The 22,932-nt window shown below is 52.5% G+C and carries 22 protein-coding genes and 1 tRNA gene; 12 read left to right on the top strand and 11 right to left on the bottom strand.

Annotated features, from left to right (window positions below):
* Positions 1–103: 103 nt before the first annotated feature.
* The 3 genes from J7445_RS06315 to J7445_RS06305 form a co-directional block, all read right to left on the bottom strand.
* Positions 104–616, bottom strand: a complete 513-nt coding sequence (locus J7445_RS06315; protein ID WP_141752039.1) for a hypothetical protein — start codon at positions 614–616, stop codon at positions 104–106.
* A gap of 26 nt (positions 617–642) precedes the next feature.
* Positions 643–1,869: a tyrosine-type recombinase/integrase gene (locus J7445_RS06310; RefSeq protein WP_209282758.1), complete on the bottom strand. Its 1,227-nt coding sequence runs from the start codon at positions 1,867–1,869 to the stop codon at positions 643–645.
* A gap of 221 nt (positions 1,870–2,090) precedes the next feature.
* A tRNA-Leu gene (locus tag J7445_RS06305) sits at positions 2,091–2,175 on the bottom strand.
* Between the two features lie 133 nt (positions 2,176–2,308).
* Here J7445_RS06305 and J7445_RS06300 point away from each other — a divergent pair.
* From J7445_RS06300 to J7445_RS06280, 5 genes are all read left to right on the top strand, one after another.
* On the top strand, positions 2,309–2,977 hold the full coding sequence (locus J7445_RS06300; RefSeq protein WP_209282757.1) for a hypothetical protein: 669 nt from the start codon (positions 2,309–2,311) through the stop codon (positions 2,975–2,977).
* Positions 2,970–3,563 carry a GTP cyclohydrolase II gene (ribA, locus tag J7445_RS06295; protein ID WP_209282756.1) on the top strand — a complete coding sequence of 198 codons (594 nt, stop codon included), beginning with the start codon at positions 2,970–2,972 and terminating at the stop codon, positions 3,561–3,563. The genes J7445_RS06300 and ribA overlap by 8 nt, the downstream gene beginning before the upstream one ends.
* A 113-nt stretch (positions 3,564–3,676) precedes the next feature.
* The gene (locus J7445_RS06290; RefSeq protein WP_209282755.1) at positions 3,677–4,777 is read left to right on the top strand and encodes a conjugal transfer protein; all 1,101 of its coding nucleotides are present in this window, start codon (positions 3,677–3,679) and stop codon (positions 4,775–4,777) included.
* A 7-nt stretch (positions 4,778–4,784) separates the two neighbouring features.
* Entirely contained in the window at positions 4,785–5,249 is a 465-nt protein-coding gene (locus J7445_RS06285) for a low molecular weight protein-tyrosine-phosphatase (protein WP_101810953.1), read from the top strand.
* A gap of 333 nt (positions 5,250–5,582) precedes the next feature.
* Entirely contained in the window at positions 5,583–6,104 is a 522-nt protein-coding gene (locus J7445_RS06280; protein ID WP_209282754.1) for a thioredoxin family protein, read from the top strand.
* A gap of 615 nt (positions 6,105–6,719) precedes the next feature.
* Here J7445_RS06280 and pntB read toward each other — a convergent pair.
* The 4 genes from pntB to J7445_RS06260 all read right to left on the bottom strand — a co-directional run bounded on the left by pntB (position 6,720) and on the right by J7445_RS06260 (position 10,700).
* Positions 6,720–8,105 carry a Re/Si-specific NAD(P)(+) transhydrogenase subunit beta gene (gene pntB / locus J7445_RS06275; RefSeq protein WP_193617987.1) on the bottom strand — a complete coding sequence of 462 codons (1,386 nt, stop codon included), beginning with the start codon at positions 8,103–8,105 and terminating at the stop codon, positions 6,720–6,722.
* A 185-nt stretch (positions 8,106–8,290) separates the two neighbouring features.
* The gene (locus J7445_RS06270; RefSeq protein WP_209282753.1) at positions 8,291–8,692 is read right to left on the bottom strand and encodes a GFA family protein; all 402 of its coding nucleotides are present in this window, start codon (positions 8,690–8,692) and stop codon (positions 8,291–8,293) included.
* 79 nt (positions 8,693–8,771) lie between these two features.
* On the bottom strand, positions 8,772–9,155 hold the full coding sequence (locus J7445_RS06265) for an MAPEG family protein (RefSeq protein ID WP_019271356.1): 384 nt from the start codon (positions 9,153–9,155) through the stop codon (positions 8,772–8,774).
* 3 nt (positions 9,156–9,158) lie between these two features.
* Positions 9,159–10,700, bottom strand: coding sequence for a Re/Si-specific NAD(P)(+) transhydrogenase subunit alpha (locus tag J7445_RS06260; RefSeq protein WP_209282752.1), 1,542 nt, complete (start codon positions 10,698–10,700; stop codon positions 9,159–9,161).
* Between the two features lie 218 nt (positions 10,701–10,918).
* Between J7445_RS06260 and gloA the strand changes: the two genes are divergently transcribed.
* Positions 10,919–11,326 (top strand): lactoylglutathione lyase, encoded by a 408-nt coding sequence (gloA, locus tag J7445_RS06255; protein WP_019271354.1) that lies wholly within the window; start codon positions 10,919–10,921, stop codon positions 11,324–11,326.
* Positions 11,327–11,398: 72 nt separating this feature from the next.
* Here gloA and J7445_RS06250 read toward each other — a convergent pair whose 3' ends face one another.
* The 3 genes from J7445_RS06250 to J7445_RS06240 form a co-directional block, all read right to left on the bottom strand.
* Entirely contained in the window at positions 11,399–12,538 is a 1,140-nt protein-coding gene (locus tag J7445_RS06250; protein ID WP_070656779.1) for a THUMP domain-containing class I SAM-dependent RNA methyltransferase, read from the bottom strand.
* Between the two features lie 185 nt (positions 12,539–12,723).
* Complete coding sequence (fumC, locus tag J7445_RS06245; RefSeq protein WP_209282751.1) at positions 12,724–14,112, bottom strand: class II fumarate hydratase; 1,389 nt, start codon at positions 14,110–14,112, stop codon at positions 12,724–12,726.
* Between the two features lie 212 nt (positions 14,113–14,324).
* Positions 14,325–15,206: a YicC/YloC family endoribonuclease gene (locus tag J7445_RS06240; RefSeq protein ID WP_209282750.1), complete on the bottom strand. Its 882-nt coding sequence runs from the start codon at positions 15,204–15,206 to the stop codon at positions 14,325–14,327.
* Positions 15,207–15,367: 161 nt separating this feature from the next.
* Here J7445_RS06240 and rph point away from each other — a divergent pair, with 161 nt between their 5' ends.
* Positions 15,368–16,108, top strand: a complete 741-nt coding sequence (gene rph, locus J7445_RS06235) for a ribonuclease PH (RefSeq protein ID WP_209282749.1) — start codon at positions 15,368–15,370, stop codon at positions 16,106–16,108.
* 76 nt (positions 16,109–16,184) lie between these two features.
* Here rph and J7445_RS06230 read toward each other — a convergent pair whose 3' ends face one another.
* On the bottom strand, positions 16,185–16,613 hold the full coding sequence (locus tag J7445_RS06230) for a TOBE domain-containing protein (protein ID WP_209282748.1): 429 nt from the start codon (positions 16,611–16,613) through the stop codon (positions 16,185–16,187).
* A 390-nt stretch (positions 16,614–17,003) separates the two neighbouring features.
* On the opposite strand from J7445_RS06230, the gene J7445_RS06225 reads away from it, so the two are divergent.
* The 5 genes from J7445_RS06225 to J7445_RS06205 all read left to right on the top strand — a co-directional run bounded on the left by J7445_RS06225 (position 17,004) and on the right by J7445_RS06205 (position 22,914).
* On the top strand, positions 17,004–18,221 hold the full coding sequence (locus tag J7445_RS06225) for an aspartate kinase (protein ID WP_019271009.1): 1,218 nt from the start codon (positions 17,004–17,006) through the stop codon (positions 18,219–18,221).
* Positions 18,222–18,414: 193 nt separating this feature from the next.
* Positions 18,415–19,262 (top strand): IS630 family transposase gene (locus tag J7445_RS06220; protein ID WP_209282747.1). Its coding sequence is split into 2 segments (ribosomal slippage): positions 18,415–18,730 and positions 18,730–19,262, totalling 849 coding nucleotides; the frame shifts between segments, so codons are not numbered across the junction.
* Positions 19,263–19,427: 165 nt separating this feature from the next.
* Entirely contained in the window at positions 19,428–20,738 is a 1,311-nt protein-coding gene (locus J7445_RS06215; RefSeq protein WP_209282746.1) for a paraquat-inducible protein A, read from the top strand.
* A complete protein-coding gene (gene pqiB, locus J7445_RS06210; RefSeq protein ID WP_209282745.1) occupies positions 20,735–22,396 on the top strand; it encodes an intermembrane transport protein PqiB in 1,662 nt (553 codons plus the stop codon). Before J7445_RS06215 ends, pqiB begins: the two co-directional genes overlap by 4 nt.
* Positions 22,396–22,914 carry a PqiC family protein gene (locus J7445_RS06205; protein ID WP_209282744.1) on the top strand — a complete coding sequence of 173 codons (519 nt, stop codon included), beginning with the start codon at positions 22,396–22,398 and terminating at the stop codon, positions 22,912–22,914. The genes pqiB and J7445_RS06205 overlap by 1 nt, the downstream gene beginning before the upstream one ends.
* The last annotated feature ends 18 nt before the right edge of the window (positions 22,915–22,932 follow it).

Below are 22,932 nucleotides of genomic sequence, written 5' to 3'. Positions count from 1 at the left end.
TTCAGTCGGATTAGATGACAGGCAAAAATATAGCCGCCCATGTGGGCGGCTGTTAAGGAAGTAGCGTGTTGATTTCATGAAACACCGTGTTGATTTCATGAAGTCAGCTTGTTGATTTCATATTTTTCTGAAACTGGTTTACCCAAGCTGTAACCGTTCTTTCTGTCGGAACATCGGGGGCTGGGATTTCATCGCTTTCAATTTTGCGGATAATAAGGCGGATTAATTTAGCTTTCCCCCCTTTTTCATTCAGCATTTCCTTTCTTTCTTCCAATAACTGATTTACGGCAGCTATCGTTCCTGCTTTCTCATAGGGGCTTTGCTTGGCTTTACCTGCTTTGGTAGCAAGCTCTTTTTTTGCTAGACTATAAGCCTGCTTTAACTTTTGTTCAGCATCTTCTAGTTTTCTATCCGTCCTCCTATTTTTTCGACGTTCTAGCTTATTTTGTTTAAGCAAGCGATTTGTTTTCAATTCAGTTCGAATATAACTCCGTTCCATCTCAATAGCTAAAATTTCTTTTAGCTCTTCTATTTCAGCCTTTAAAGACCGGTTCTCCGATTCTAAAAAATCTATTCTTTCTTTCAATAAATCTTCATTGCTAATTGTTGCGTTCATTTTCATTACCTTGTTTCAAACGACTGTTAACCAGTCTTGCCATCTTGGATCATCTGTAATGCTTGGCGGTACCGTTCCCGCAAAAAGTCGCTATACCATTGCATAAACCCTTTGCGCTCGTTTAGATAATCGGCGCGGTTATAGGCGGCGCGGATCTTGTTGTTTTCAATGTGGGCAAGCTGTCGCTCTATCGCGTCAGGGTTGAAGCCTTGTTCATTCAAAACGCTGCTGGCAAGGGAACGGAAACCATGCGGGGTTACTCTGCCTTTGTAGCCCATACGCTCAATGATACGACCTATTGTTGCGTCGCTGATAAAACCGTCCGTCTTGGTTCTGCTCGGAAACAGAAACGGCGTATTACCTGTGAGTTCTTTCAGTTCTGCCAAAAGTTCAAGCGTCCAGTCAGCCAGTGGGACGGCATGGGGCGGTTTCGGCGCGGTCTTTTCGTGCTTCATGCGCTGGGCGGGAACTGTCCATATTGCCACATCAAAGTCTATTTCATTCCATTGCCCGCCCCTTAGTTCCGTGCTTCGTAAAAAGGTCAGCATATTCAAAATCAGGGCTATTCTGTTTTGCGGCTCAATCTCTGCCAGTATCAGGCGGCGAAAAAACTCGGTCAGTTCTTCACGGGGCAGGGCGGGGCGATGGTCGGTCTGCTTGGCGGGGATGTATTTCCGCAATGAATAGGCGGGGTTGGTTTCCACAATTTCAAGCATGACAGCATAGTCAAATATTGCCCCTGTCCATTCCCTGATTTTTTCAGCGGTATTGTTCACGCCTCGCGCCATCACGCCATCGATAACCGCCTTAATATCGCTTACCCTTATTTCCTGTATCGCCCTTGCGCCGATGACTGGGAATACGTCGGTTTCAAAATATCTCAACACGCGGGCGGCGTGGTTTTCTTTCCAGCGGTGTAGATTGTCGGTATGCCAGCGGCGGGCGATTGATTCAAAGGTATTTAAGGCGGCAGCTTGCCGTTCGCGCTTTTCCTGTTGCTTGGCTTCGCTGGGATCTTGCCCCGATACAAGCAAGCGGCGGGCGTTTTCAGCGGCTTGGCGGGCTTCCACCAGTGATACGGTCGGATATTTGCCGATTGAAAGCGTTTTACGTTTGCCGTTATGCGAAAAATCAAACCGCCATAACTTCCCGCCGCTCGTATTGATATACAGATACAAGCCCTTGCCGTCATTCAGCTTAAACGGTTTTTCGGCAGGCTTGGCGTTTTTGATTTGTCGGTCGTTCAGCTTCATTTTTACGGTATTTTTTCGAGGTATTTTTCAGATACCGCAAAAAATACCGTAAATTTTAGGTTACTTCAATTAAGCTGAATTAGACGGAATTATACAGTCAGGAAGAAGACAATAGGATAGCAATCAGCCTGAAAGCCTTGTATTTATTGAGATTGGTTGATGGTATTAGACGGGATTAAACGAAAAAAAAACGCCTAGAATTTCTAAGCGTTTTTGTATGTTGGTGCGGACGGAGAGACTCGAACTCTCACACCTCTCGGCGCCAGAACCTAAATCTGGTGCGTCTACCAATTTCGCCACGTCCGCGTGATGAAACTGGGGATTATACACAAAGTATCCTGCTCTGCAAACAACCTTTGGCTTGTAATTGCTTTATTCCGACCGATATAATGGCAGGTCGGTTATCTGCCGGAACACACTAATATCAAAGAGGAACATCATGCCTGTTTTACTGATTCAGGATTTTTTACAGACACAGGGTTTGAAGCTGTCTTCAGACGACCTCCGTATTGCTTATCTGACCGCGAAGACGGTGATGGATATGGGCAATGCTTCGATTGACCGCTCGGTTTTGTGGCGTGAAGAAGACGACTGGAAGCTGGCAGACTATATTGAAGAAACGCCGGAAAATGAAGTTTTGCTCAAACAGGTTTTCATGGCTTTGGATTCGGTATTCAGCCGTGCAACAGCCGTCAAAAGCGTGGCGGTTTACATCCACATTCCGGGCGAACCGCATGCAAGGCTGGTTCGTATCGCGGCGCAAGGCGAGCCTTTGGAGAACCTGTTGGCGGTGCATGAAGAAAACGGTACGGTTTACCTTGCCTGCCGTACGGCGCAAAGCGGTTGGATGAATATTGCCAACGATATTGCCTATTGGCTTTCGCTTGACGAAATCCAAGGCAGCCGGAACGAGGGGAGCGGAAGCCAGTTGTCCATCCCTGTGGCTACTCAAAATGGTACGGTTTTGGGCGTGGTTCACGTTGAATTTGCCGATAAAGATCAAGCCGATGAAGCAGCCCAAACAGATTGGTCGGCGCTGGCTTTGGCACTTGCCGAACCGCTGAAAGCATTGGCAGGCATCGAAGACAAGGAAGAAGAACATGAATAATACCTTGAAATTCGTCGCCTCCTGCCGTCTGCCGACCGAATGGGGCGACTTCACTATGCACGGTTTTGAAGAACCGAACGGACAAGAACACATCGCTTTGACGATGGGCGACTTTTCAGACGACCTCCCCGTTCTGACCCGCATCCACTCCGAATGTTTGACCGGCGATGCCCTGTTTTCCAAAAAATGCGACTGCGGTCCGCAGCTTGAAGCGGCGATGAAAGCGGTTCAGCAAGAAGGGCGCGGTGTCATCGTTTATTTGCGTCAAGAAGGGCGCGGTATCGGTTTAATCAACAAAATCCGTGCCTATAAGCTTCAAGACGAGGGGATGGATACGGTCGAAGCCAACCTTGCACTCGGGCTACCCGTTGACGCGCGCGATTTTACGCTTGCCAAGCAAATCTACGACCATCTGAATATCCGCGCGGTCAAGCTGCTGACCAACAATCCCGAAAAAATTCAGACGTTGAAAGATGCAGGCATCAATGTCGTCGAACGTATCCCGCTCCATGTTGGCGAGAATGTTGAAAACGAACGTTATCTGCACACCAAAGCCGACAAACTGGGGCATATGATTTTTGATTGAGGGCAGGCGGGCGTATTTCCCGCCTTTTTTCGTTTTCAGACGACCTTTTCCCAATCCGTATCGCGATATTGTTATAATCCGAGCTGTCCGGACAACCACCGATTTATATCCATATGAACACCTTCATCCTCCACGACACACGTCCTTATCCGCAAACTCCGGTTAAAAACCATTTACTGGTAAACGCCTCCCTGCTCGCACACGGCACGACCTCCGCAACCCGCAAGATTGCTGTGGGACAGTTGCAAGCCGAAATCCGCAGCCAGCTCCAACAAAACTACTACGTCAACCTGTCCGTCGCCATGACCATGGCACCCGATGCGGAGACCTACAACGCGCTGATGCAGAGCATCAACCAAGTCTTATCCGCAGAAAACGACGACGAAACCCAATGGTTTGCCCTGCCCGTTGTCATCGTCGCCGGTTGCAAACAAGAGCGCACGCTGTCCCTGGCGCTGCCTACCGAAGCACTGACCGCCTGTCTGTCCAACTATCCGCACTTGCGCGCCTTAACGCAAAACACCCAATGGCTGCCCTTCCTCACCCATTCAGACGACCTCAGCGGCATCACGCCCGAACAATGGTGGAATGCGAAACAAAACAGCGAATCCGCCGCCGCGTTCCTGCAAACCTTTGAAGACAAACCGCTGATTTGCCCCGAAGGACAATCTGTCCACGTCGTTTACGCGCTGGGCTACGGCGATAAAAACCTGCAAACCGCATTGGGCGTCAACCTGCAACAAGCAGGCCTGCCGCTGATGCAGGTTTGGCAGGAAAGCCTTGCCGCCGACGGCGTTACCCTCTTCACCAATCCGCTGTCCCCGAACACCCCACTCCAAGCCCTGACCGATGGCAGCCACACCCGTCAGCGCATGGCGATGGACGTGTTCGCCACCAATGCCATCCGCGCCATCCGTATGCAAAGTCCGCGCGTCGGCGTCGTCATCGCCGCAAGGGCGGGCGGGCAGATTCTGTTTGGCTTCAACGCGACCGACAGCGCGTTTGAAGTCGTCCCGCAAGTGTTCGTGTGGAACCTTTCGTCTTCCGACAACATCGCCGTCATCCAACACAACTTCCTCGACCTGATGGCAGAATGCCGCGTCGAGCATATCCGCATCCTGCACGACGTTTTGCCGGAAAATGCCGACCTGCCGACCTACGCGCAATCCCTGTCCCTAGACGGACACAACCCATTCTTCTCCGAACACGCCTAAACCGCCTATGAAAAACCATTCCGTACTCTTCGTCTGCCTCGGCAACATCTGCCGCTCGCCCATGGCGGAATACGTCCTGCGCCACCGCGCCCGCGAAGCAGGCGTAGCCCACCGCATCCGCACCGACAGTGCAGGCACATCCGGCTGGCACGACGGCGAAAACATGCACCAAGGCACGCGCAAAACCCTCGCCGCCCACGGCATCGACAACCAAGGTTTTACCAGCAGCAAAGTGCGTTCCCAAGATTTCGATGAATTCGACTTCATCATCGCCATGGACGACAACAACCTTGCCGAACTGGAAAAAATGTTCGGCAAACACCCTGACAAAATCTTCAAACTCACCGACCTCATCCCCGAAAGCGGCTACCGCCACGTCCCCGACCCGTGGCACACTGGCGACTTTGACGAAACATTCAGGCTTGTGGACGCAGGCAGCGTCGCACTGCTGAAAAAGCTGGGTTTGGTTTGAATTGGTTGACAGCGTTTAAAGTTGAACGCAACGCAGTAAGATAAAAGGTCGTCTGAAACCTAAAACTTAGGTTTCAGACGACCTTTTGTTGACGAGATGGCTGGGGTAGGGCGGCTAAATGAGAGATAAACACTACCCGTAGCGCGAGTTCAACCCGTAGCAAACTGACGCTCCTCAACCATCGCGGGCAAAGCCCACGCTACACAACGCTACTTCGCCCGCCCATTGCCATACATCAAAAGGTCGTCTGAAAAAAACCGTTTCCCACGTTTCAGACGACCCCGCCGCCGCGAAAGGCGTATACTTTCCTTATCGCAACCAAGGAGCCGAATCATGAAAATCCTGCCCGTCCTGACCGCCACGCTGCTCTTGTGTTCCTGCGCCGCCGACCGAGAAACCGAAGCCCTGAAAAACAGCCTGTCCGAAGCGCAAACCGCCGTGCGCCTTTCCGCCGAAAACACCAAGCGGCTGGAAGACACCTATTCCGACATCTACTTCCACCTCGACAGCCTGACCGTCGAAAGCTTCAAAAAACGCGTCGCCAACGGAGACACCGTTTACGCCTACATCGGCAGACCAAGCTGCGGCGACTGCAACGCCTTCGAACCCATGTTCAAACGCTACATCGCCAGCCGCAACCTAAACGGCAAAATCTACTTCGTCAACGTCCACCGCCTGCACCAAGACAAAGAAGCATGGACCGCGTTCCGCCAAAAATACAAACTCGGCGGCACACCCGTCCTAGCGAAATACAGCAAAGGCAAACAAGTCAACAAGCTTGATTTGGAAGAAAACGGCGGCAAAATCAGCGCCGAAGACTTGGAGAAATGGCTGGACGCAAACGGCTTGCGGTAAATTGTCCTTTTGAGATTGCGCCGTTTGACGTTAGAGATTTTGCGGAAGGATGAAGAGAGGTCGTCTGAAAATGGGATTTTGGTTTCAGATGACCTTTTTCCATAGCAGCAATCTTGTTCCTTCTCCCATCCGGCGGGGGAAGGCTAGGATGGGGGTGGCTTTGCAGTTTTAGGCAAAATCAAATTGGTGCAGCCCATAAAGCCACCCTCTCCCCAGCCCTCTCCCGCCGGACGGGAGAGGGGGCAGGCTGCACGTCTCGGCATAAATTTCTGTCCGACTACCGTCATTCCCGCCTATGCAGGAATGACGGCGGTGGGGTGTTTGGTGTGGTTTGTTTATAAAAAAGGTCTGAAAATAAGTTTGCGGTTTCAGACGACCTCTTGCCGTGTCAGCAACTTTGTTCCTTCCCCCGTCCGGCGGGGGAAGGTTAGGATGGTGGTGGCTTTGTGGCTTTAGGCAAAATCAAACTGGTGCAGCCCATAGAGCCACCCTCTCCCCAGCCTTCTTCCGCCAGACGGCAGAAGGGGGTTTTTGGCGTGATTTGTTCATAAGAAAAGGTCGTCTGAAAACCTTGAAATCAGGTTTTCAGACGACCTTTTATCTTAGCGTCAGATGTTATTTCTTCAATTCCGCCAAAATCTCATCAACGGTTTTCTTCGCGTCGCCGAAGCACATCACGCTGTTTTCGTTGAAGAACAGTGGGTTTTGTACGCCTGCGTAGCCGGTGTTCATCGAGCGTTTGAAGACGACGACTTCTTTTGCCTTCCACACTTCCAATACGGGCATGCCGGCAATCGGGCTGTTCGGGTCGGTTTGGGCGGCGGGGTTGACGGTGTCGTTCGCGCCGATGACCAGCACTACGTCGGTTTCAGGGAAGTCGTCGTTGATTTCGTCCATTTCCAAAACGATGTCGTAGGGGACTTTGGCTTCGGCAAGCAATACGTTCATATGACCGGGCAGGCGGCCGGCGACGGGGTGGATGCCGAAGCGCACTTCAGTGCCGTTTTTACGCAAAAGCTCGGTGATTTCGGCAACGGGGTATTGCGCCTGCGCCACTGCCATGCCGTAGCCCGGGGTGATGATGACGCTGCTGGCGTTGCGCAGCATCTCGGCGACTTCGGCGGGTTTGGCTTCGCGGTATTCGCCGATTTCTTCGCTGCCTGAGGCTGCGGCGGAGCCGTCGGTACCGAAGCCGCCTGCGATGACGGAGATGAAGGAGCGGTTCATGGCTTTACACATGATGTAGGACAGAATCGCGCCGCTAGAGCCGACGAGTGCGCCGGTGACGATGAGCAGGTCGTTGGAGAGCATGAAGCCTGCCGCTGCGGCTGCCCAGCCGGAGTAGGAGTTCAGCATGGACACGACCACGGGCATATCCGCGCCGCCGATGGAGGCGACCAAGTGCCAGCCGAATGCAAGGGCGATCAGGGTCATCAGGATCAGGATGAAGCCGCTACCGTCAACGGATACGAACACCAGCATCAGGATAAAGGATAAAACCAATGCGGCGAGGTTGAGCTTGTGTTTGGCGGGCAGTTGTAGCGGCGCGCTGCTGATTTTGCCGTTGAGCTTGCCGAACGCGACCAGCGAGCCGGTAAAGGTTACGGCGCCGATGAAGATGCCCAAATAGACTTCGACCAGATGGATGGTGTGCATATCGTGCGAAACGTTGCCCGGCTCGATATAGCTGTTGAAGCCGACCAAAACGGCTGCCAAGCCGACGAAGCTGTGCAGAAGTGCAATCAGTTCGGGCATTTCGGTCATTTCTACTTTTTTGGCTTTATAGATGCCGATGGCGGCGCCGATCAGCATGGCGATGATGATCCAGCCCAGTCCGTGGGTGTTTTCGGAAAACACGGTAACGAACAAGGCGACCGCCATCCCCGCTACGCCGGAATAACATCCTTGCTTGGCGGTTTCCTGCTTGGACAGCCCCGCCAGCGAGAAAATGAACAGTATCGCGGCTACGATGTACGCCGCTGTAACGAGTCCTGAAGACATGGTGATTCTCCAATTATTTGTGAAAGTAACTGTGTTTTTTAATCGGGTCGTCTGAAAGGTTTGATGGCGGATTCGCTTAACTGTCAACCGTTTGAGCGGTTGGAAATAACGGTGCGGGCATTTTGGTATTATCCGCTGTCACTCAGTTGCCGCTAAGTTTTCAGACGACCTCTGTATCGGGTTTCCTATTCGCCGCCGAATTGTGCCAAAAACTCTTTTTCGGTCAGCTTGGGCGTATCGTTTTCCAGTTCGTAATACGGGGCTTTGGCGTCGATGTAAATCTGCTCTTCCAATTTGAAATCGGCGTTGTCGGCAAACAGTCCGGCGAAGACGAAATAGCTGTCGTTCGGCAGGAAATGGTAGAACAGGTGTGTACCGCAGTTTTTGCAGAACGCGCGTTCCGCCCATTCGGACGAATGGTAGCGGGAGATGTTCGCTTCACCGTCGATTTTCGGCGGCTTGGCGGCAATCAGCGAAAACGTCGCGCCGCTGCCCCAAGTGCGGCACATTGAGCAATGGCAGGCGTGGACGTGTTTGTCGTGTTCCACTTCTAAAGATACGTTGCCGCACAGGCATTTTGCTTTCATGATCGAAATCCTCATATTCGGAAACTGACTTCCAGGTCGTCTGAAAACGAGCGTAGCGAGTTTTCAGACGACCCCGCTGTCAGACAGCGGCTACAAACAGCCCGATGGTGCAGACAAATCCGCCCGTCCACATTGCCGAACGCAGGCTCGGTTTGTCTTTCAGATAGCTGAAAATATAAGCGATGCGGAAGGCGATGAACGATACTGCCAAAAGGTTGATGGTCGATTGCGCTGCGTTGCCTGTGGCGTGTGCCACCAAAACAGCGGCGGCAAACGGAGCGAATACTTCAAAACCGTTTTGCTGCGCGGCATTGGCGCGCGCTGATAAGCCTTGCGTGCGAGCGAGGAAATCGCGCGGATTTCGATTGTCCGACGGCTGGAATCCGCCCTGCGCTTTGGCGATGAAGGAACAAAACAGTGGCAGCAGCGATGCGATCAGGATGCACCAATAGGCTAAAGTCATGCTTTACCCTTTCCTAAACATATTCAACATCCGGCGCGTAACGAAGAAGCCGCCGAAGATGTTGATGCTGGCAATCAGGATGGCGATGAAGGCAAGCAGGGTAACGAAGCCGTTGCCTTGGCTGATTTGCAGCAGCGCGCCGACGACGATGATGCCGGAAATGGCGTTGGTCACGGACATCAGCGGGGTATGCAGCGAGTGGCTGACGTTCCAGACGACGTAGTAACCGATGACGCAGGCGAGGACGAACACGATAAAGTGGTTCAAGAATGCTGCGGGAGCAACCGCGCCGACCCACAGTACCAATACGGCGGCGATGACGGCGGGCGCGAGTTTTTTCCACAGGGGAACGGGTTTCGGCTCGGGCTTGACGGCAGGCGCGGCTTTTTCAGACGACGTTTGCTGCGGCTGGGCGGAAACTTGAATCGGCGGAGGCGGGAAGGTGATTTCGCCGTCGCGGGTAACGGTCATGTTGCGGATAATCACGTCTTCAAAATCCAGCGTGATTTCGCCGTCTTTGTTCGGGCTTAACAGCTTGGTCAGGTTCACCAAGTTGGTGGCGTAAAGCTGGGAAGACTGTCCGGCAAGGCGGTTTGCCATGTCGGTGTAGCCGATGATTTTCACGCCGTTGTCGGTTACGAACAATTCGCCCGGTTTGGTGAGTTCGCAGTTACCGCCCGTCGCCGCCGCCAAATCGACGATGACGGAGCCGGATTTCATGCTTTCCACCATTTCTTTGGTAATCAGCTTGGGCGCGGGTTTGCCCGGAATGGCGGCGGTAGTGATGATGATGTCCACTTCTTTCGCCTGTTCGGCAAAGAGCTTCATCTCGGCGACGATAAATTCGTCGCTCATCACTTTGGCGTAGCCGTCGCCGCTGCCGCCTGATTCTTGCGGGAAGTCGAGTTTCAGGAACTTACCGCCCATCGATTCGATTTGTTCCGCCACTTCCAAGCGAGTGTCGAACGCGCGGACCACTGCGCCGAGCGAGTTTGCCGTACCGATCGCCGCCAAACCTGCCACACCGGCACCGATCACCAAAACCTGCGCGGGCGGCACTTTACCGGCGGCGGTGATTTGACCGGTGAAGAAACGGCCGAAGGCGTTGGCGGCTTCAATCACGGCGCGGTAGCCGCTGATGTTTGCCATCGAAGACAAAGCGTCCAAAGCCTGTGCGCGCGAAATACGGGGCACCATGTCCATCGCCAGCGCGTTCACTTTCTTGGCACGCAAGGCTTCGACCAAAGCCTCGTTTTGGCGCGGCCACAAGAAGCTGACGATGGTTTGCCCTTCTTTGAGCAGCGGCAGCTCGCCTTCGGACGGCGCGTTGACTTTGTAAAGCAAAGGGCATGCCCAAACCGTTGCTTTGTCGGCAACGGTCGCGCCTGCTGCTTGATAAGCCGCATCATCCAAACTTGCCGCCAAACCTGCGCCGCTTTCGACAACGGTTTCAAAGCCCAGTTTGCTCAACAGGGCAACGGTGGCAGGCGTACAGGCGACGCGGGTTTCGCCGGATAATGACTCGCGTGGGATACCGATTTTCATCTCTGAATCCTTTTTTGGGTTGTCTGTATATAAATGTTAATATGTTTCATATAATTCCCTTATAGCGAATTTTTTGACGGCTGGCAATAGCTGCGGCGGATGGTTTACTTTTACGGTAAAGGTCGTCTGAAAGCTTATGTTTGCTGCCGTTGATACGGGCTAGGGCTTGCGTTTCGTGTTAAAATCCTGTTTTAACAACATATAAAAGGAACACAATCATGCGCCTGCTCCACACCATGCTGCGCGTCGGCAACCTTGAAAAATCTTTGGATTTTTATCAAAACGTTTTGGGCATGAAGCTCTTGCGCCGCCACGATTACCCGGAAGGCCGTTTCACGCTGGCTTTTGTCGGTTATGGCAGCGAAACTGAAAATACGGTTTTGGAATTGACCCACAACTGGGATACCGAAAGCTATGATTTAGGCAACGCCTACGGCCACATCGCTATCGAAGTGGACGATGCTTATAAAGCTTGCGAACGTGTAAAAGAGATGGGCGGAAAAGTCGTGCGCGAAGCAGGGCCGATGATGCACGGCACGACCGTTATTGCTTTTGTTGAAGATCCCGACGGCTATAAAATCGAGTTTATTCAGAAAAACAGCGGCAATGATTCGGTGAAATACTGATTTTTTGTCAAAAGGTCGTCTGAAACGTTTGGTGAAACCCGCCAAATCTGTTTCAGACGACTTTTATTATATTTATCGGTTCGACCCTTTGACCATATCCATCAAAAACAGGCGGCAGTCTAAGTTGCCGTTGTAAAGCGGGATTTTGCGTTTGGGCGAAAGGCGCATGAATTTCGGCATATCGCGGTCGCCGGTAAACATGCCAGCCAGCCAGCCCGCGTAATGCTGCTTCAGCCACGCGCCCAACTGCGGGTAAAGGGCTTGCAGGGCTTCGACTTCGGCAAGGCGGACGCCGTAAGGCGGATTGGAAATCAAAATGCCGCCCTCTCCGTTCGGACGGGTGTCCTGCGCGTCTTTGACTTCAAAACGGATAAACGTGTCCACTTCGGCAGCTTGGGCGTTGGCAACCGCGGCGCGGATCATATAGCGGTCATTGTCGCTGCCCGAAATCGGGGCAGGCGCGGGGCGGATTTGCGTTTCGGCTTCGTGTTGCAGCTTTTTCCAAAGGGCGGCATCGAAGTTTTTCAGCTTTTCAAACCCGAAACGGCGTATCAAACCGGGCGCGCGGCGGGTGGCAATCCACGCGGCTTCGATGACGATGGTGCCGCTGCCGCAAAACGGGTCTTGGAAAGGCTGCGTGCCGTCATAGCCTGCCAGCAGCAGCAAGCCTGCCGCCAAGTTTTCGCGCACCGGCGCTTCGCCCGTGTCTTGGCGGTAGCCGCGTTTGAACAAGGCTTCGCCGGATGTGTCGATGAAAATTTGAATGTCGCGCTCGTCAATAAAGGCATGGATGCGGATGTCGGGGCGGATTTTGCCGACGCTGGGACGCGCGCTGCAAGCGTCACGGAACACGTCGCATACGGCGTCTTTGATTTTCAGCCCGACGAAATCCAAACTTTTGACTTGGGCGCGCTTGCCTTCTACTTTAACTTTGAAGGTTTGTTCCAAGTCGAACCAATCCGTCCAGCGGATGTTTTTCGCCGCTTTATAAATGTCTTGCTCGCTGCGGTAGCCGCTTTTGGTCAAGCGCAACAGCACTCGGCTTGCGGTGCGCGAATGCAGGTTGATGCGGTACACCTGCTCCATACCGCCTTTGCACGCGACGCCGCCGTCAACGGCGCGGATGTCTTGGCATTTGAGTTGTTCGAGTTCTTGGGATAAAGGGGCTTCAAGACCGCGCGGGCAGGTAACGAAGAGGGAATAAGTGGACATGCGAACCTTTCGGGGTAGGGCGGTTGAACTGAGATTGCGGTGATTATAATGCTTTTCGCAACGGGATTATCGAAAGGTCGTCTGAAAATTGCAGAAAGCGGGCGATATGGCTGTTGAGATAAAGAAGGTCGTCTGAAAACCAATCCCGGTTTTCAGACGACCTTTGCCGTATTTCAAACCGCCAATCAACGCGGATGAACCATATCGGCGGGAACAACCAGTTCGTCAAACTCTTCGCCTGTCAGCAAGCCCAACTCAACGGCGGTTTCGCGCAACGATTTGTCGTTTTTATAGGCGGTTTTGGCGACTTTGGCGGCGTTTTCGTAGCCGATTTTGCGGTTCAGCGCGGTAACGAGCATCAGGGAATGGTGCAGGAAATAGTCGATTTTTTCCGGCACGGGTTCGATGCCGACGGCGCAGTGTTCATCGAAGCTGTTGCATGCGTCGCCCAAGAGGCGGATGGATTGCAAGAGGTTGTAGGCGATGACGGGCATATAGACGTTCAGCTCGAAATTGCCCGACGCGCCCGCCATGCCGATGGTAACGTCGTTGCCGAACACTTGGCAGCACACCATGGTCATCGCTTCGCATTGGGTCGGGTTGACTTTGCCAGGCATGATGGACGAACCCGGCTCGTTTTCGGGGATTTTGATTTCGCCCAAACCGCAGCGCGGGCCGCTTGCCAGCCAGCGGATGTCGTTGGCGATTTTGTTCAGGCTTGCCGCCAGCGTTTTCAATGCGCCCGAAGCGGCAACGGCGGCATCGCGTCCGCCCAAGGCTTCAAATTTGTTCGGCGCGCTGACAAACGGCAGGCCGGACAATTCGGCAAGTTTGGCGGCGGCTTTTTCGGCGTATTCGGGATGGCTGTTCAAGCCCGTACCGACCGCCGTGCCGCCCAAGGCGAGTTCGTATAAACCTTTGAGTGCGTCGTTCAGACGGCCTAAGCCGTGGTCGAGCTGGGAAACGTAGCCGGAAAACTCTTGTCCCAAAGTCAGCGGCGTCGCGTCCTGCAAGTGGGTGCGGCCGATTTTGACGATGGGGGCGAATTCTTTGGCTTTTTTGTCCAAGGTGTCGCGCAGGGCTTTCACGGCGGGGATGAGGTGGCGGTTGATTTCAATCGCGGCGGCAACGTGGATGGCGGTCGGGAACGCGTCGTTGGTCGATTGCGCGTGGTTCACATGGTCGTTGGGATGGACGGGCTGGTACGCCGCCAAACCCGTACCGGCGATTTCGTTGGCGCGGTTTGCTAGCACTTCGTTCATGTTCATATTGGACTGCGTGCCGGAGCCGGTCTGCCAAACCACTAAAGGAAACTGCCCGTCGAGCTTGCCGTTCAACACATCGTCCGCCGCCTGTGTAATCAAATCCGCCTGCTCAGGCTTAATCCTGCCGAGGGAAACATTGGTGGCGGCTGCGGCTTTTTTCACCAGCGCCAAAGCATAAATCAACGGCTGCGGCAGGGTTTCGCCGCCGATTTTGAAATTGTTGCGGCTGCGCTGGGTCTGCGCGCCCCAATAGGCTTCGGACGGGACTTCAACATTGCCCATGGTGTCGTGTTCGGTACGGGTGCTCATGCGTTTCTCCTGAATTAAATGATAATGCAAATAATTTGCAAGCGTATTATAGCGGGCAGGAGGTCGTCTGAAAAGCAGGGGAGGGAGGTTCGGTAAATAGGGTGGGACAGTATGTTGAATAATAGGGTAGGGTGCGGATTGCGGTATCAAAAAAGGTTGTCTGAAAAGCAGAAAATGGCTTTTCAGACGACCTTTGTTTTATTTTTGAAGGCTTATTCGATGTTTTGAACCTGCTCGCGCATTTGCTCGATTAAGACTTTCAGTTCGACCGAAGCCTGCGTGCATTCCGCCGCGATTGCTTTGCTGCCCAGCGTGTTCGCTTCGCGGTTCAGTTCCTGCATCAGGAAGTCCAAGCGTTTGCCCGCGCTGCCTTTGTTTTCCGTAACGATGCGGCGGACTTCGGCGATGTGCGTGCGCAGGCGGCTGAATTCTTCGTCAACGTCCGATTTTTGGATAAACAGCGCAAATTCCTGCTGCAAACGGTCGTTGTCGATATTGCCGACCGCTTCCGCCAAGCGTGCGTTCACCTTGTCCATATGCGCCTGAAGCAGGCTGGGGAACAGCTCGCTCAAGGCATCCATGATTTCTTCCATGCTGGCCAAACGTTGCAACAAATGTTCGCCGAGTTTTTTGCCTTCGCGTTTGCGGGCGGCGGCAAATTCTTTTAATGCTTCGTCCAGCAGTTCTTGTACGGTTTTTGCCAAAGCCTCGGGGTCTTCGCTTTGACCTGCCAATACCCCCGGAAAGCGCAATACTTCAGCGACCGTCAGCTTACCGAAACCGTGTTCCTTGCGCCAAGTTTTGTTCAAGTCGGCAAGCTGTTTCACCAATTCTTCATTGGTTTCCAAACTCTGCCCGCCGACCGCCGCGTCCTGCAACTGAATGCGGCATTCCAGTTTGCCGCGTGCGGCTGAAGCCGCAATTTTCTCGCGCAACGCGCCTTCCAGATGGCGCAATTCTTCGGGCATACGGAATTGGACATCCAGATAACGGTGGTTCACCGCGCGGATTTCCAAGTTCACGCGCTTGCCGCCGCATTCGCCTGCGGCATTGGCAAAGCCGGTCATACTGTGGATATGGATGGATTGAGTCATGGTTTTACTCCGTTTCAAAATACGAGTGAAAGTGGAGGGACTATAACACAATATAGGATAAGGTCGTCTGAAAACGATTTCAGACGACCTTAAACAGCCATCCCACCGAATCCCGTATAATACCGACCACAAATTTTCACCGCTTCCCCAAAGGACAAATCATGAGCAATTACACCCGCACTTCACGCGCTGCCGACAGCCTGCGCGACATCAAAATCACCCCGCACTTCCTGCCGCACGCCGACGGTTCGTGCCTGATCGAATGCGGCAACACCAAAGTTATCTGCACCGCTTCCATCGACGAAAATGTTCCGCCGTTCCTTTGCGGCAAGGGGCAGGGCTGGGTTACTGCCGAATACGGGATGCTGCCCGCGTCCACCGCCTCGCGTATGCGCCGTGAAGCCACGGCAGGCAAGCAGTCGGGTCGCACTCAGGAAATCCAGCGTCTGATCGGGCGTTCGCTGCGCGCCGTCGTAGATATGGAAAAACTGGGCGAACGCCAAATCCTAATTGACTGCGACGTGATTCAGGCTGATGGCGGAACGCGCACCGCGTCTATTACCGGCGCATTCGTCGCACTGCAAATTGCGGTCAACAAGCTGCTTTCAGACGACCTCATCAGCGAAAATCCCATCCGCGAAGCCGTTGCCGCCGTCTCCGCAGGCGTCGTGAACGGTGTACCGCTTTTGGATTTGGATTACCCCGAAGACTCCGGCTGCGACAGCGACGTCAACATCGTTATGACCGTTTCGGGCAAAATCATCGAAATCCAAGGCACGGCGGAAGGCGCGCCGTTCAGCCTCGATGAATTGGGCAAACTGATTGCGCTGGCGCAAAAAGGCATTGCCGAGTTAACCGCGCATCAGCAAAACGCATTAAAACTATCTCGCTCTGTCGGATAACGGTATCCTGCAAATGATAAAAAAGCCGTCTGAAACCTGAAGTTTCAGACGGCTTTTTTGAATCGGACAGTTCGGATTATGCCAATACGCCCAAAATAACCGCGCCTGCCTTGAAAACAGCCGTTGCTTTTTGGCCGGGTACCAGATTCAGCAAATCGCTGCTTTTCACGGTAATGCCTGCGCTCAAAGCCAAGCCATCGCCCAAGTCCAAATCAACGATGCTGTTGACCGAGCCGCGTTCGATATGGCTGATGATGCCTGGCAACTGGTTGCGTGCGGAAAGTTTGATGTTGTCGAGATTGTTGGCAATCAAGATGCTGCCCGCCTTAATCAGCACCACAACAGCCTTGCCTTTTTCCAAGCCGAGGTTGCTGACGCTCTCGCAAGTAACGGCTGCTACGATTTCCTGTCCGGTCGGCAGGGATACGGTTACTTCGCTGTTGACCGCGCCGTTGCGGATGTCTTTAACGATGCCGTTGAATTGGTTGCGTGCGCTGATTTGCATAATGAAATTCCTTTCCTATGTCTATTAATTTGAATCTGAATAAATGGCACTATACCGCTTCTAGACGCATTAATTCAATATCCCTTCAAATTAAATAGTTCTTAACAATTAGGCTTTTGTGCTAATTGAATGGGAAAATATAACGTGATTTAACTATTGGTTCTACAGCAAAAGGTCGTCTGAAACCATATTTTCAGACGACCTCCGCTATCCGACGGCCTATTTGCCGCCAAAATCCAATTTATCTTTGAAATTCATGTAAACGACAGTAAAATACACAAAGATTTGCCCGCCTTTTGCCGCAGCGTGAAAACTCGCTCAAGCAGACGGGAAGATTTCGACTTTGCAGCACCGCGCTGCCCTACCAATCTCAAACAGAAAGCACGAAACATGGCGTTAATCGTACACAAATACGGCGGCACATCAGTAGGCTCACCCGAACGCATTAAAAACGTAGCCAAACGTGTCGCCAAAGCCCGCGCCGAAGGACACGACATCGTTGTCGTCGTATCCGCCATGAGCGGCGAAACCAACCGCTTGGTTGCGCTGGCGCACGAAATGCAGGAGCATCCCGATCCGCGCGAGCTGGACGTCGTCTTAGCTACCGGCGAACAAGTAACCATCGGCCTTTTGGCAATGGCATTGAAAGACATCGGCGTGGATGCCAAAAGCTACACCGGCTGGCAGGTTGCCCTCAAAACTGATACTTCACATACCAAAGCCCGCATCGAAAGCATCGATGACGAAAAAATGCGCGCCGACCTCGACGCAGGCAAAGTCGTCATCGTTGCCGGTTTCCAAGGCATCAGCAGCGAAGGCAATATTTCCACGCTCGGACGCGGCGGTTCAGACACTTCCGCCGTTGCGCTCGCCGCAGCCCTCAAAGCGGACGAATGCCAAATCTATACCGACGTAGACGGCGTTTACACCACCGACCCCCGCGTCGTACCTGAAGCGCGCCGCATGGATACGGTTACATTTGAAGAAATGATCGAACTGGCAAGCCTCGGTTCGAAAGTTTTGCAAATCCGTTCAGTAGAATTCGCCGGAAAATACAAAGTGCGCCTGCGCGTACTGAGCAGCCTGCAAGACGGCGGCAACGGCACTTTAATTACCTTTGAAGAGGACGACAACATGGAAAGAGCTGCCGTAACCGGTATCGCATTCGATAAAAACCAAGCCCGCATCAACGTGCGCGGCGTACCCGACAAACCCGGCGTCGCCTATCAGATTTTAGGCGCGGTTGCCGATGCCAACATCGAAGTGGACATGATCATCCAAAATGTCGGCAGCGAAGGCACCACTGATTTCTCCTTCACCGTACCGCGCGGCGAGTACAAACAAACCATCGAAATCCTGACCAAACTGCAAGACAGCATCGGCGCAGCCGCCATCGACGGCGACGACACCGTGTGCAAAGTCTCCGCAGTCGGCTTAGGCATGCGTTCGCACGTCGGCGTTGCCGCCAAAATCTTCCGCACCCTCGCCGAAGAAGGCATCAACATCCAAATGATTTCTACCTCAGAAATCAAAGTTTCCGTCTTGATTGACGAGAAATACATGGAACTCGCCACCCGCGTCCTGCACAAAGCGTTTGATTTGGGTTAATTGGGTTATATGTTTGAAAGGTCGTCTGAAAACTTATTTTCAGACGACCTTTTATTTTATTGTGGAAAAGTAGCTCAGATTTTTGAATCACACATTTTGGGGTGAAATAATTGCAGGGGAGGGTGGTGGTAACAATGTAGATATAGTCAATTAAAAACAAAATAGTACAATACTCAACTTTGAAGGTCTAACCATGGCATACTCTGCGGACTTAAGAAACAAAGCTTTAAACTATTACGAACAATGCAAAAACATCAGCCAAACCGCAGCAACGTTTAACTTGTCAAGAAACACGCTTTACCTGTGGATTCGCCTTAAAAAACAAACAGGCAGCCTAAAACATCAAGTGACCGGTCTAAATGCCGTCAAATTGGATAGGCAAAAACTGGCCCAATATGTTGGGCAACACCCGGATGCCTATCTGCATGAAATCGCCAAACATTTTGATTGTACGGCAGCCGCCGTTTGCTATGCACTCAAACAGATGGGGATGACGCGCAAAAAAAGACCGCCACTTACAAAGAACAAGACCCGGCCAAAGTAACGCATTATTTGACACAGCCGGCCGAATTTTCCGACTACCAACGTGTTTATTTGGATGAAACAGGATTTGACCGCTACCTGTTCCGTCCCTATGCCCGCAGCCTGAAAGGGCAAATAGTGAAAGCGCAGATAAGTGGAAAAAGATACCGACGCTTATCTCTGGTGTCCGCACAAGTCGGCAACCGGCTGATTGCTCCTACAGTTTATCAAAATACGATGACCGGAGTCTTTTTTGAAGCGTGGTTTCAGCAATGCCTACTGCCCGCATTGACTCAAAAATCGGTGATTATTTTAGATAATGCACGATTTCACCGTATGGGTGTCTTACGGGAAATGGCGGAAAAATTGGGACATAAGGTATTGCCTCTTGCACCTTATTCACCTGAGCTCAACCCGATTGAGAAGGTGTGGGCGAATATTAAGCGGTATCTGAGAACCGTTTTGTCTGATTACGCCCGATTTGACGATGCACTGCTGTCCTATTTTGATTTTAATTGACTATATTTGCTGTTTTGATTTGCTCTGGCTTATCGGATATAGGCAAAAACAGCAATGTTTTCAGACGACCTTTTGGTGCCTTAACATTTAGTGAGGTTAGGCTATCTTTCTGTTTTCCCTTATAATGCTGAGTCTTTCTATATACTTTTCTGTCTCCCTTTCTTCATGAAACCGATTCCTAGCTATACGCGTTGGTGGCGTTATAAATCCTACCTGCCCGACGCATCGCTGCCGGCGCATACGGTGGATTGCCCGGACTGCGGCAACCGCATGGATATTCCGCGCCTGCGGCAGGGGCAGGAAGCGCATTGTCCGGTGTGCAATCATGAAGTGGTCGAGGTGGAAAACAATCCTTATGTTGCGCCGCTGGCTTACGCGACGACTTCGCTGATTTTGATGGCGTTTGCGTACAGCATGGTTTATATCCGCGTGGAACTCTTTGGCGTAACATCCGTCCTGTCGCTGCCGGAAATGATGCGGCTTTTGATTTATCAGGATTACGGTTTTCTGGCGGAAGTGATGTTCGTCCTCACGTTCGGCGCGCCGGTATTGTTTTTGCTGCTCTGTTTGTACGTTTATACCGCGTTGGTGCGCGAGCGGGCGTATCCTGCGTTGCGGTTTGCGACGCGGGTTTTGGTCAGGCTGCGTCATGCGATTATGGTGGATGTGTTCTTTATTTCCACTTTGGTGGCGTATATCAAGCTCTCGTCTGTGGCGGAGGTTGAATTCGGCTCGGCATTTTATTTGATGTTTGCGCTGTCGGTCATGCTGATTCGGACTTCAGTCTCGATTCCTCAGCATTGGGTTTATTATAAAATCCACAGGCTGACGGGCGGGGATGCGGTACAAGCGGCATCCGAAGACAAAACCTGTTGCAGCCGCTGCTTGTATTTCCGCGATAAAGACGAGCAGCCTTGCGAGGTTTGCGGTGCGGATTTGTACCGCCGCCGCCCGAAAAGCCTGAGCATTTCGCTGGCGTTTTTGATTGCGGCGTTTATCCTGTATTTCCCCGCGAATATTCTGCCGATTATGATTTCGTCGAACCCTACCGCGCTGGAAGTCAATACGATTTTCAACGGCATTGTGTATATGTGGAACGACGGCGACAGGCTGATTGCGGTGATTATTTTCAGCGCGAGTATTTTGGTGCCGGTATTGAAGATTATCGCGATGGCGGTTTTGATTGCGTCTGCTTATTTCAAACCGCCGATGAGCGCGCCGAAAATGTCGGTGCTTTACCGGATTACCGAATCCATCGGCCGCTGGTCGATGATTGATATTTTTGTGATTATTATTTTGATGAGTTCGTTCCACACCAATATGGCGCGCGTTGTCCCCGGCGGGGCGGCGGTTTATTTCTGCCTGGTGGTGGTATTGACCATGCTGTCTGCCTATTATTTCGACCCCCGCCTGATTTGGGACAGGCAGCAGCAGCTTTCAGACGACCCCGATTCCGACGATAACCAGAAACAATGAAAAAACACGATTCTTCTCAAACGCATCGCGCACCCGCGCGCGTCAAAAAAACCAATGTCTTCACGTCTATCGTGTGGCTGATTCCGCTGATTGCGCTGATTGCGGGCGGCTGGCTGCTGGTAAAGGACATCCGCAACCGAGGTCCGGTCGTCACGCTTTTGATGGACAGCGCGGAAGGCATTGAGGTGAACAACACGGTGATTAAAGTGTTGAACGTCGATGTCGGACACGTTACCCGCATCAAGCTGCGCGACGACCAAAAAGGCGTGGAAGTTACCGCCCAACTCAATGCCGATGCGAAAGACCTCATCCGCAGCGATACGCAGTTTTGGGTGGTGAAACCGCGTATCGACCAAAGCGGCGTAACCGGTTTGAGCACGCTCCTGTCTGGTTCGTATATCGCGTTTACGCCCGGCAAAAACAATGAAACGAAGGATGTATTTGAAGTACAGGACATCCCGCCGATTGCCGCCATCGGACAAAGCGGCCTGCGCCTGAAGCTGGTCGGTCAAAACGATAAAATCCTCAACGTCAGCAGCCCCGTACTTTATGAAAACTTTATGGTCGGACAGGTAGAAAGCGCGCATTTCGAGCCTGCCGACCAAACCGTGCATTACACCATCTTCATCCAAAGCCCGAACGACAAATTGATTAATTCGGAAAGCCGCTTTTGGCTGGAGAGCGGCATCAATATCGAAACCACAGGCAGCGGCGTGAAACTCAATTCCGCTCCTTTGCCCGCGTTGCTTTCCGGCGCAATTTCGTTTGATTCGCCGAAAACCAAAAACAGCAAAAATGTGAAAAGTGAAGACAGTTTCACGCTTTACGACAGCCGCAGCGAAGTGGCAAATCTGCCCGATGACCGTTCGTTGTATTACACCGCGTTTTTCAAACAGTCCGTGCGCGGTCTGACCGCCGGTTCGCCCGTCGAATATAAAGGACTGAATGTCGGCGTTGTTTCCGACGTTCCCTATTTCGACCGCAACGACAGCCTGCATCTGTTTGAAAACGGCTGGATTCCCGTGCGCATCCGCATCGAGCCGTCGCGTATGGAAATCAATGCCGACGAACAAAGCAAAGAACATTGGAAACAACAATTTCAAGCAGCTTTGGGTAAAGGTCTGACCGCCACCATTTCCAGCAACAATTTGATTACCGGCAGCAAAATGGTCGAATTGACCGACCAGCCTTCGTCTTCACCCAAGCTGCGACCGCACACCGTTTACGCAGGCGATACCGTCATTGCCACACAAGGCGGCGGTTTGGACGATTTGCAGGCAAAAGTGGCGGATTTGTTAGAGAAATTCAACAACCTGCCGTTGGATAAAACCGTTGCAGGCTTGAACGGCTCGCTCACCGAACTCAAATCTACCCTCAAATCTGCCAATGCCGCCCTGAGTTCCATCGACAAACTGGTCGGCAAACCGCAAACTCAAAACATTCCGAACGAGCTGAACCAAACCCTGAAAGAATTGCGCCAAACCCTGCAAGGCGTATCGCCGCAATCGCCTATTTATGGCGACGTACAAAACACCCTGCAAAGCCTGGACAAAACCCTCAGAGACGTACAGCCCGTCATTAATACTTTAAAAGAAAAACCCAACGCGCTGATTTTTAACAGCAGCAGCAAAGACCCCATCCCGAAAGGAAGCCGATAATGCGCCTCTTCCCGATTGCCGCCGCCCTGACGCTTGCCGCCTGCGGCACCGCGCAAAGCCCGCAATATTTCGTCCTACCCGACAGCCAATACATCCGGCCGGCGGCGCAAGGCAGCGAAATCGCGGTCAAAGTCAACCTTGCCGAACCGCTTGCCAACGGCGGCCTCGTTTACCAAACCGACGCGTATCATGTGAATCTAGCGAAAAACCACCTTTGGGCGGCACCGCTTGACGGCGCGTTGGCGGCGAACTTCAGCAACAAACTCAACCGCCTCAACCCGCGCCATACTTTTGTCCCCGCCGCACGCAGCCAAAGCGGCCAAACCCTGAAAATCTATGTCGAAGCCTTCCAAGGCAGCTATCAGGGGCAGACTACCGTCAGCGGCTACGCCCTATGGCCGGACGGACGCAACAAACCGTTTGACGTTACCACCCCGCAACAAGGCGACGGCTATACCGCCATGCTGGAATCTTTGGAAAACGGTTTGAACGAAGCTGCAAAAAGCATCGCCTATTGATGAGGTCGTCTGAAAACC

Origin of the sequence: Neisseria sicca (assembly GCF_017753665.1) — a bacterium.
GTDB classification, from domain to species: Bacteria; Pseudomonadota; Gammaproteobacteria; order Burkholderiales; family Neisseriaceae; genus Neisseria; species Neisseria flava.
The sequence above is the reverse complement of the archived record's forward strand: the minus strand, read 5'-3'. Positions and strand labels throughout refer to the sequence as shown.

Excerpts from the sequence above, each read along its gene's own strand:
- J7445_RS06315 (WP_141752039.1), bottom strand. The coding sequence starts at position 616 with ATGAACGCAACAATTAGCAATGAAGATTTATTGAAAGAAAGAATAGAT.
- J7445_RS06310 (WP_209282758.1), bottom strand. The coding sequence starts at position 1,869 with ATGAAGCTGAACGACCGACAAATCAAAAACGCCAAGCCTGCCGAAAAA.
- J7445_RS06300 (WP_209282757.1), top strand. The coding sequence starts at position 2,309 with ATGCCTGTTTTACTGATTCAGGATTTTTTACAGACACAGGGTTTGAAG.
- ribA (WP_209282756.1), top strand. The coding sequence starts at position 2,970 with ATGAATAATACCTTGAAATTCGTCGCCTCCTGCCGTCTGCCGACCGAA.
- J7445_RS06290 (WP_209282755.1), top strand. The coding sequence starts at position 3,677 with ATGAACACCTTCATCCTCCACGACACACGTCCTTATCCGCAAACTCCG.
- J7445_RS06285 (WP_101810953.1), top strand. The coding sequence starts at position 4,785 with ATGAAAAACCATTCCGTACTCTTCGTCTGCCTCGGCAACATCTGCCGC.
- J7445_RS06280 (WP_209282754.1), top strand. The coding sequence starts at position 5,583 with ATGAAAATCCTGCCCGTCCTGACCGCCACGCTGCTCTTGTGTTCCTGC.
- pntB (WP_193617987.1), bottom strand. The coding sequence starts at position 8,105 with ATGTCTTCAGGACTCGTTACAGCGGCGTACATCGTAGCCGCGATACTG.
- J7445_RS06270 (WP_209282753.1), bottom strand. The coding sequence starts at position 8,692 with ATGAAAGCAAAATGCCTGTGCGGCAACGTATCTTTAGAAGTGGAACAC.
- J7445_RS06265 (WP_019271356.1), bottom strand. The coding sequence starts at position 9,155 with ATGACTTTAGCCTATTGGTGCATCCTGATCGCATCGCTGCTGCCACTG.
- J7445_RS06260 (WP_209282752.1), bottom strand. The coding sequence starts at position 10,700 with ATGAAAATCGGTATCCCACGCGAGTCATTATCCGGCGAAACCCGCGTC.
- gloA (WP_019271354.1), top strand. The coding sequence starts at position 10,919 with ATGCGCCTGCTCCACACCATGCTGCGCGTCGGCAACCTTGAAAAATCT.
- J7445_RS06250 (WP_070656779.1), bottom strand. The coding sequence starts at position 12,538 with ATGTCCACTTATTCCCTCTTCGTTACCTGCCCGCGCGGTCTTGAAGCC.
- fumC (WP_209282751.1), bottom strand. The coding sequence starts at position 14,112 with ATGAGCACCCGTACCGAACACGACACCATGGGCAATGTTGAAGTCCCG.
- J7445_RS06240 (WP_209282750.1), bottom strand. The coding sequence starts at position 15,206 with ATGACTCAATCCATCCATATCCACAGTATGACCGGCTTTGCCAATGCC.
- rph (WP_209282749.1), top strand. The coding sequence starts at position 15,368 with ATGAGCAATTACACCCGCACTTCACGCGCTGCCGACAGCCTGCGCGAC.
- J7445_RS06230 (WP_209282748.1), bottom strand. The coding sequence starts at position 16,613 with ATGCAAATCAGCGCACGCAACCAATTCAACGGCATCGTTAAAGACATC.
- J7445_RS06225 (WP_019271009.1), top strand. The coding sequence starts at position 17,004 with ATGGCGTTAATCGTACACAAATACGGCGGCACATCAGTAGGCTCACCC.
- J7445_RS06215 (WP_209282746.1), top strand. The coding sequence starts at position 19,428 with ATGAAACCGATTCCTAGCTATACGCGTTGGTGGCGTTATAAATCCTAC.
- pqiB (WP_209282745.1), top strand. The coding sequence starts at position 20,735 with ATGAAAAAACACGATTCTTCTCAAACGCATCGCGCACCCGCGCGCGTC.
- J7445_RS06205 (WP_209282744.1), top strand. The coding sequence starts at position 22,396 with ATGCGCCTCTTCCCGATTGCCGCCGCCCTGACGCTTGCCGCCTGCGGC.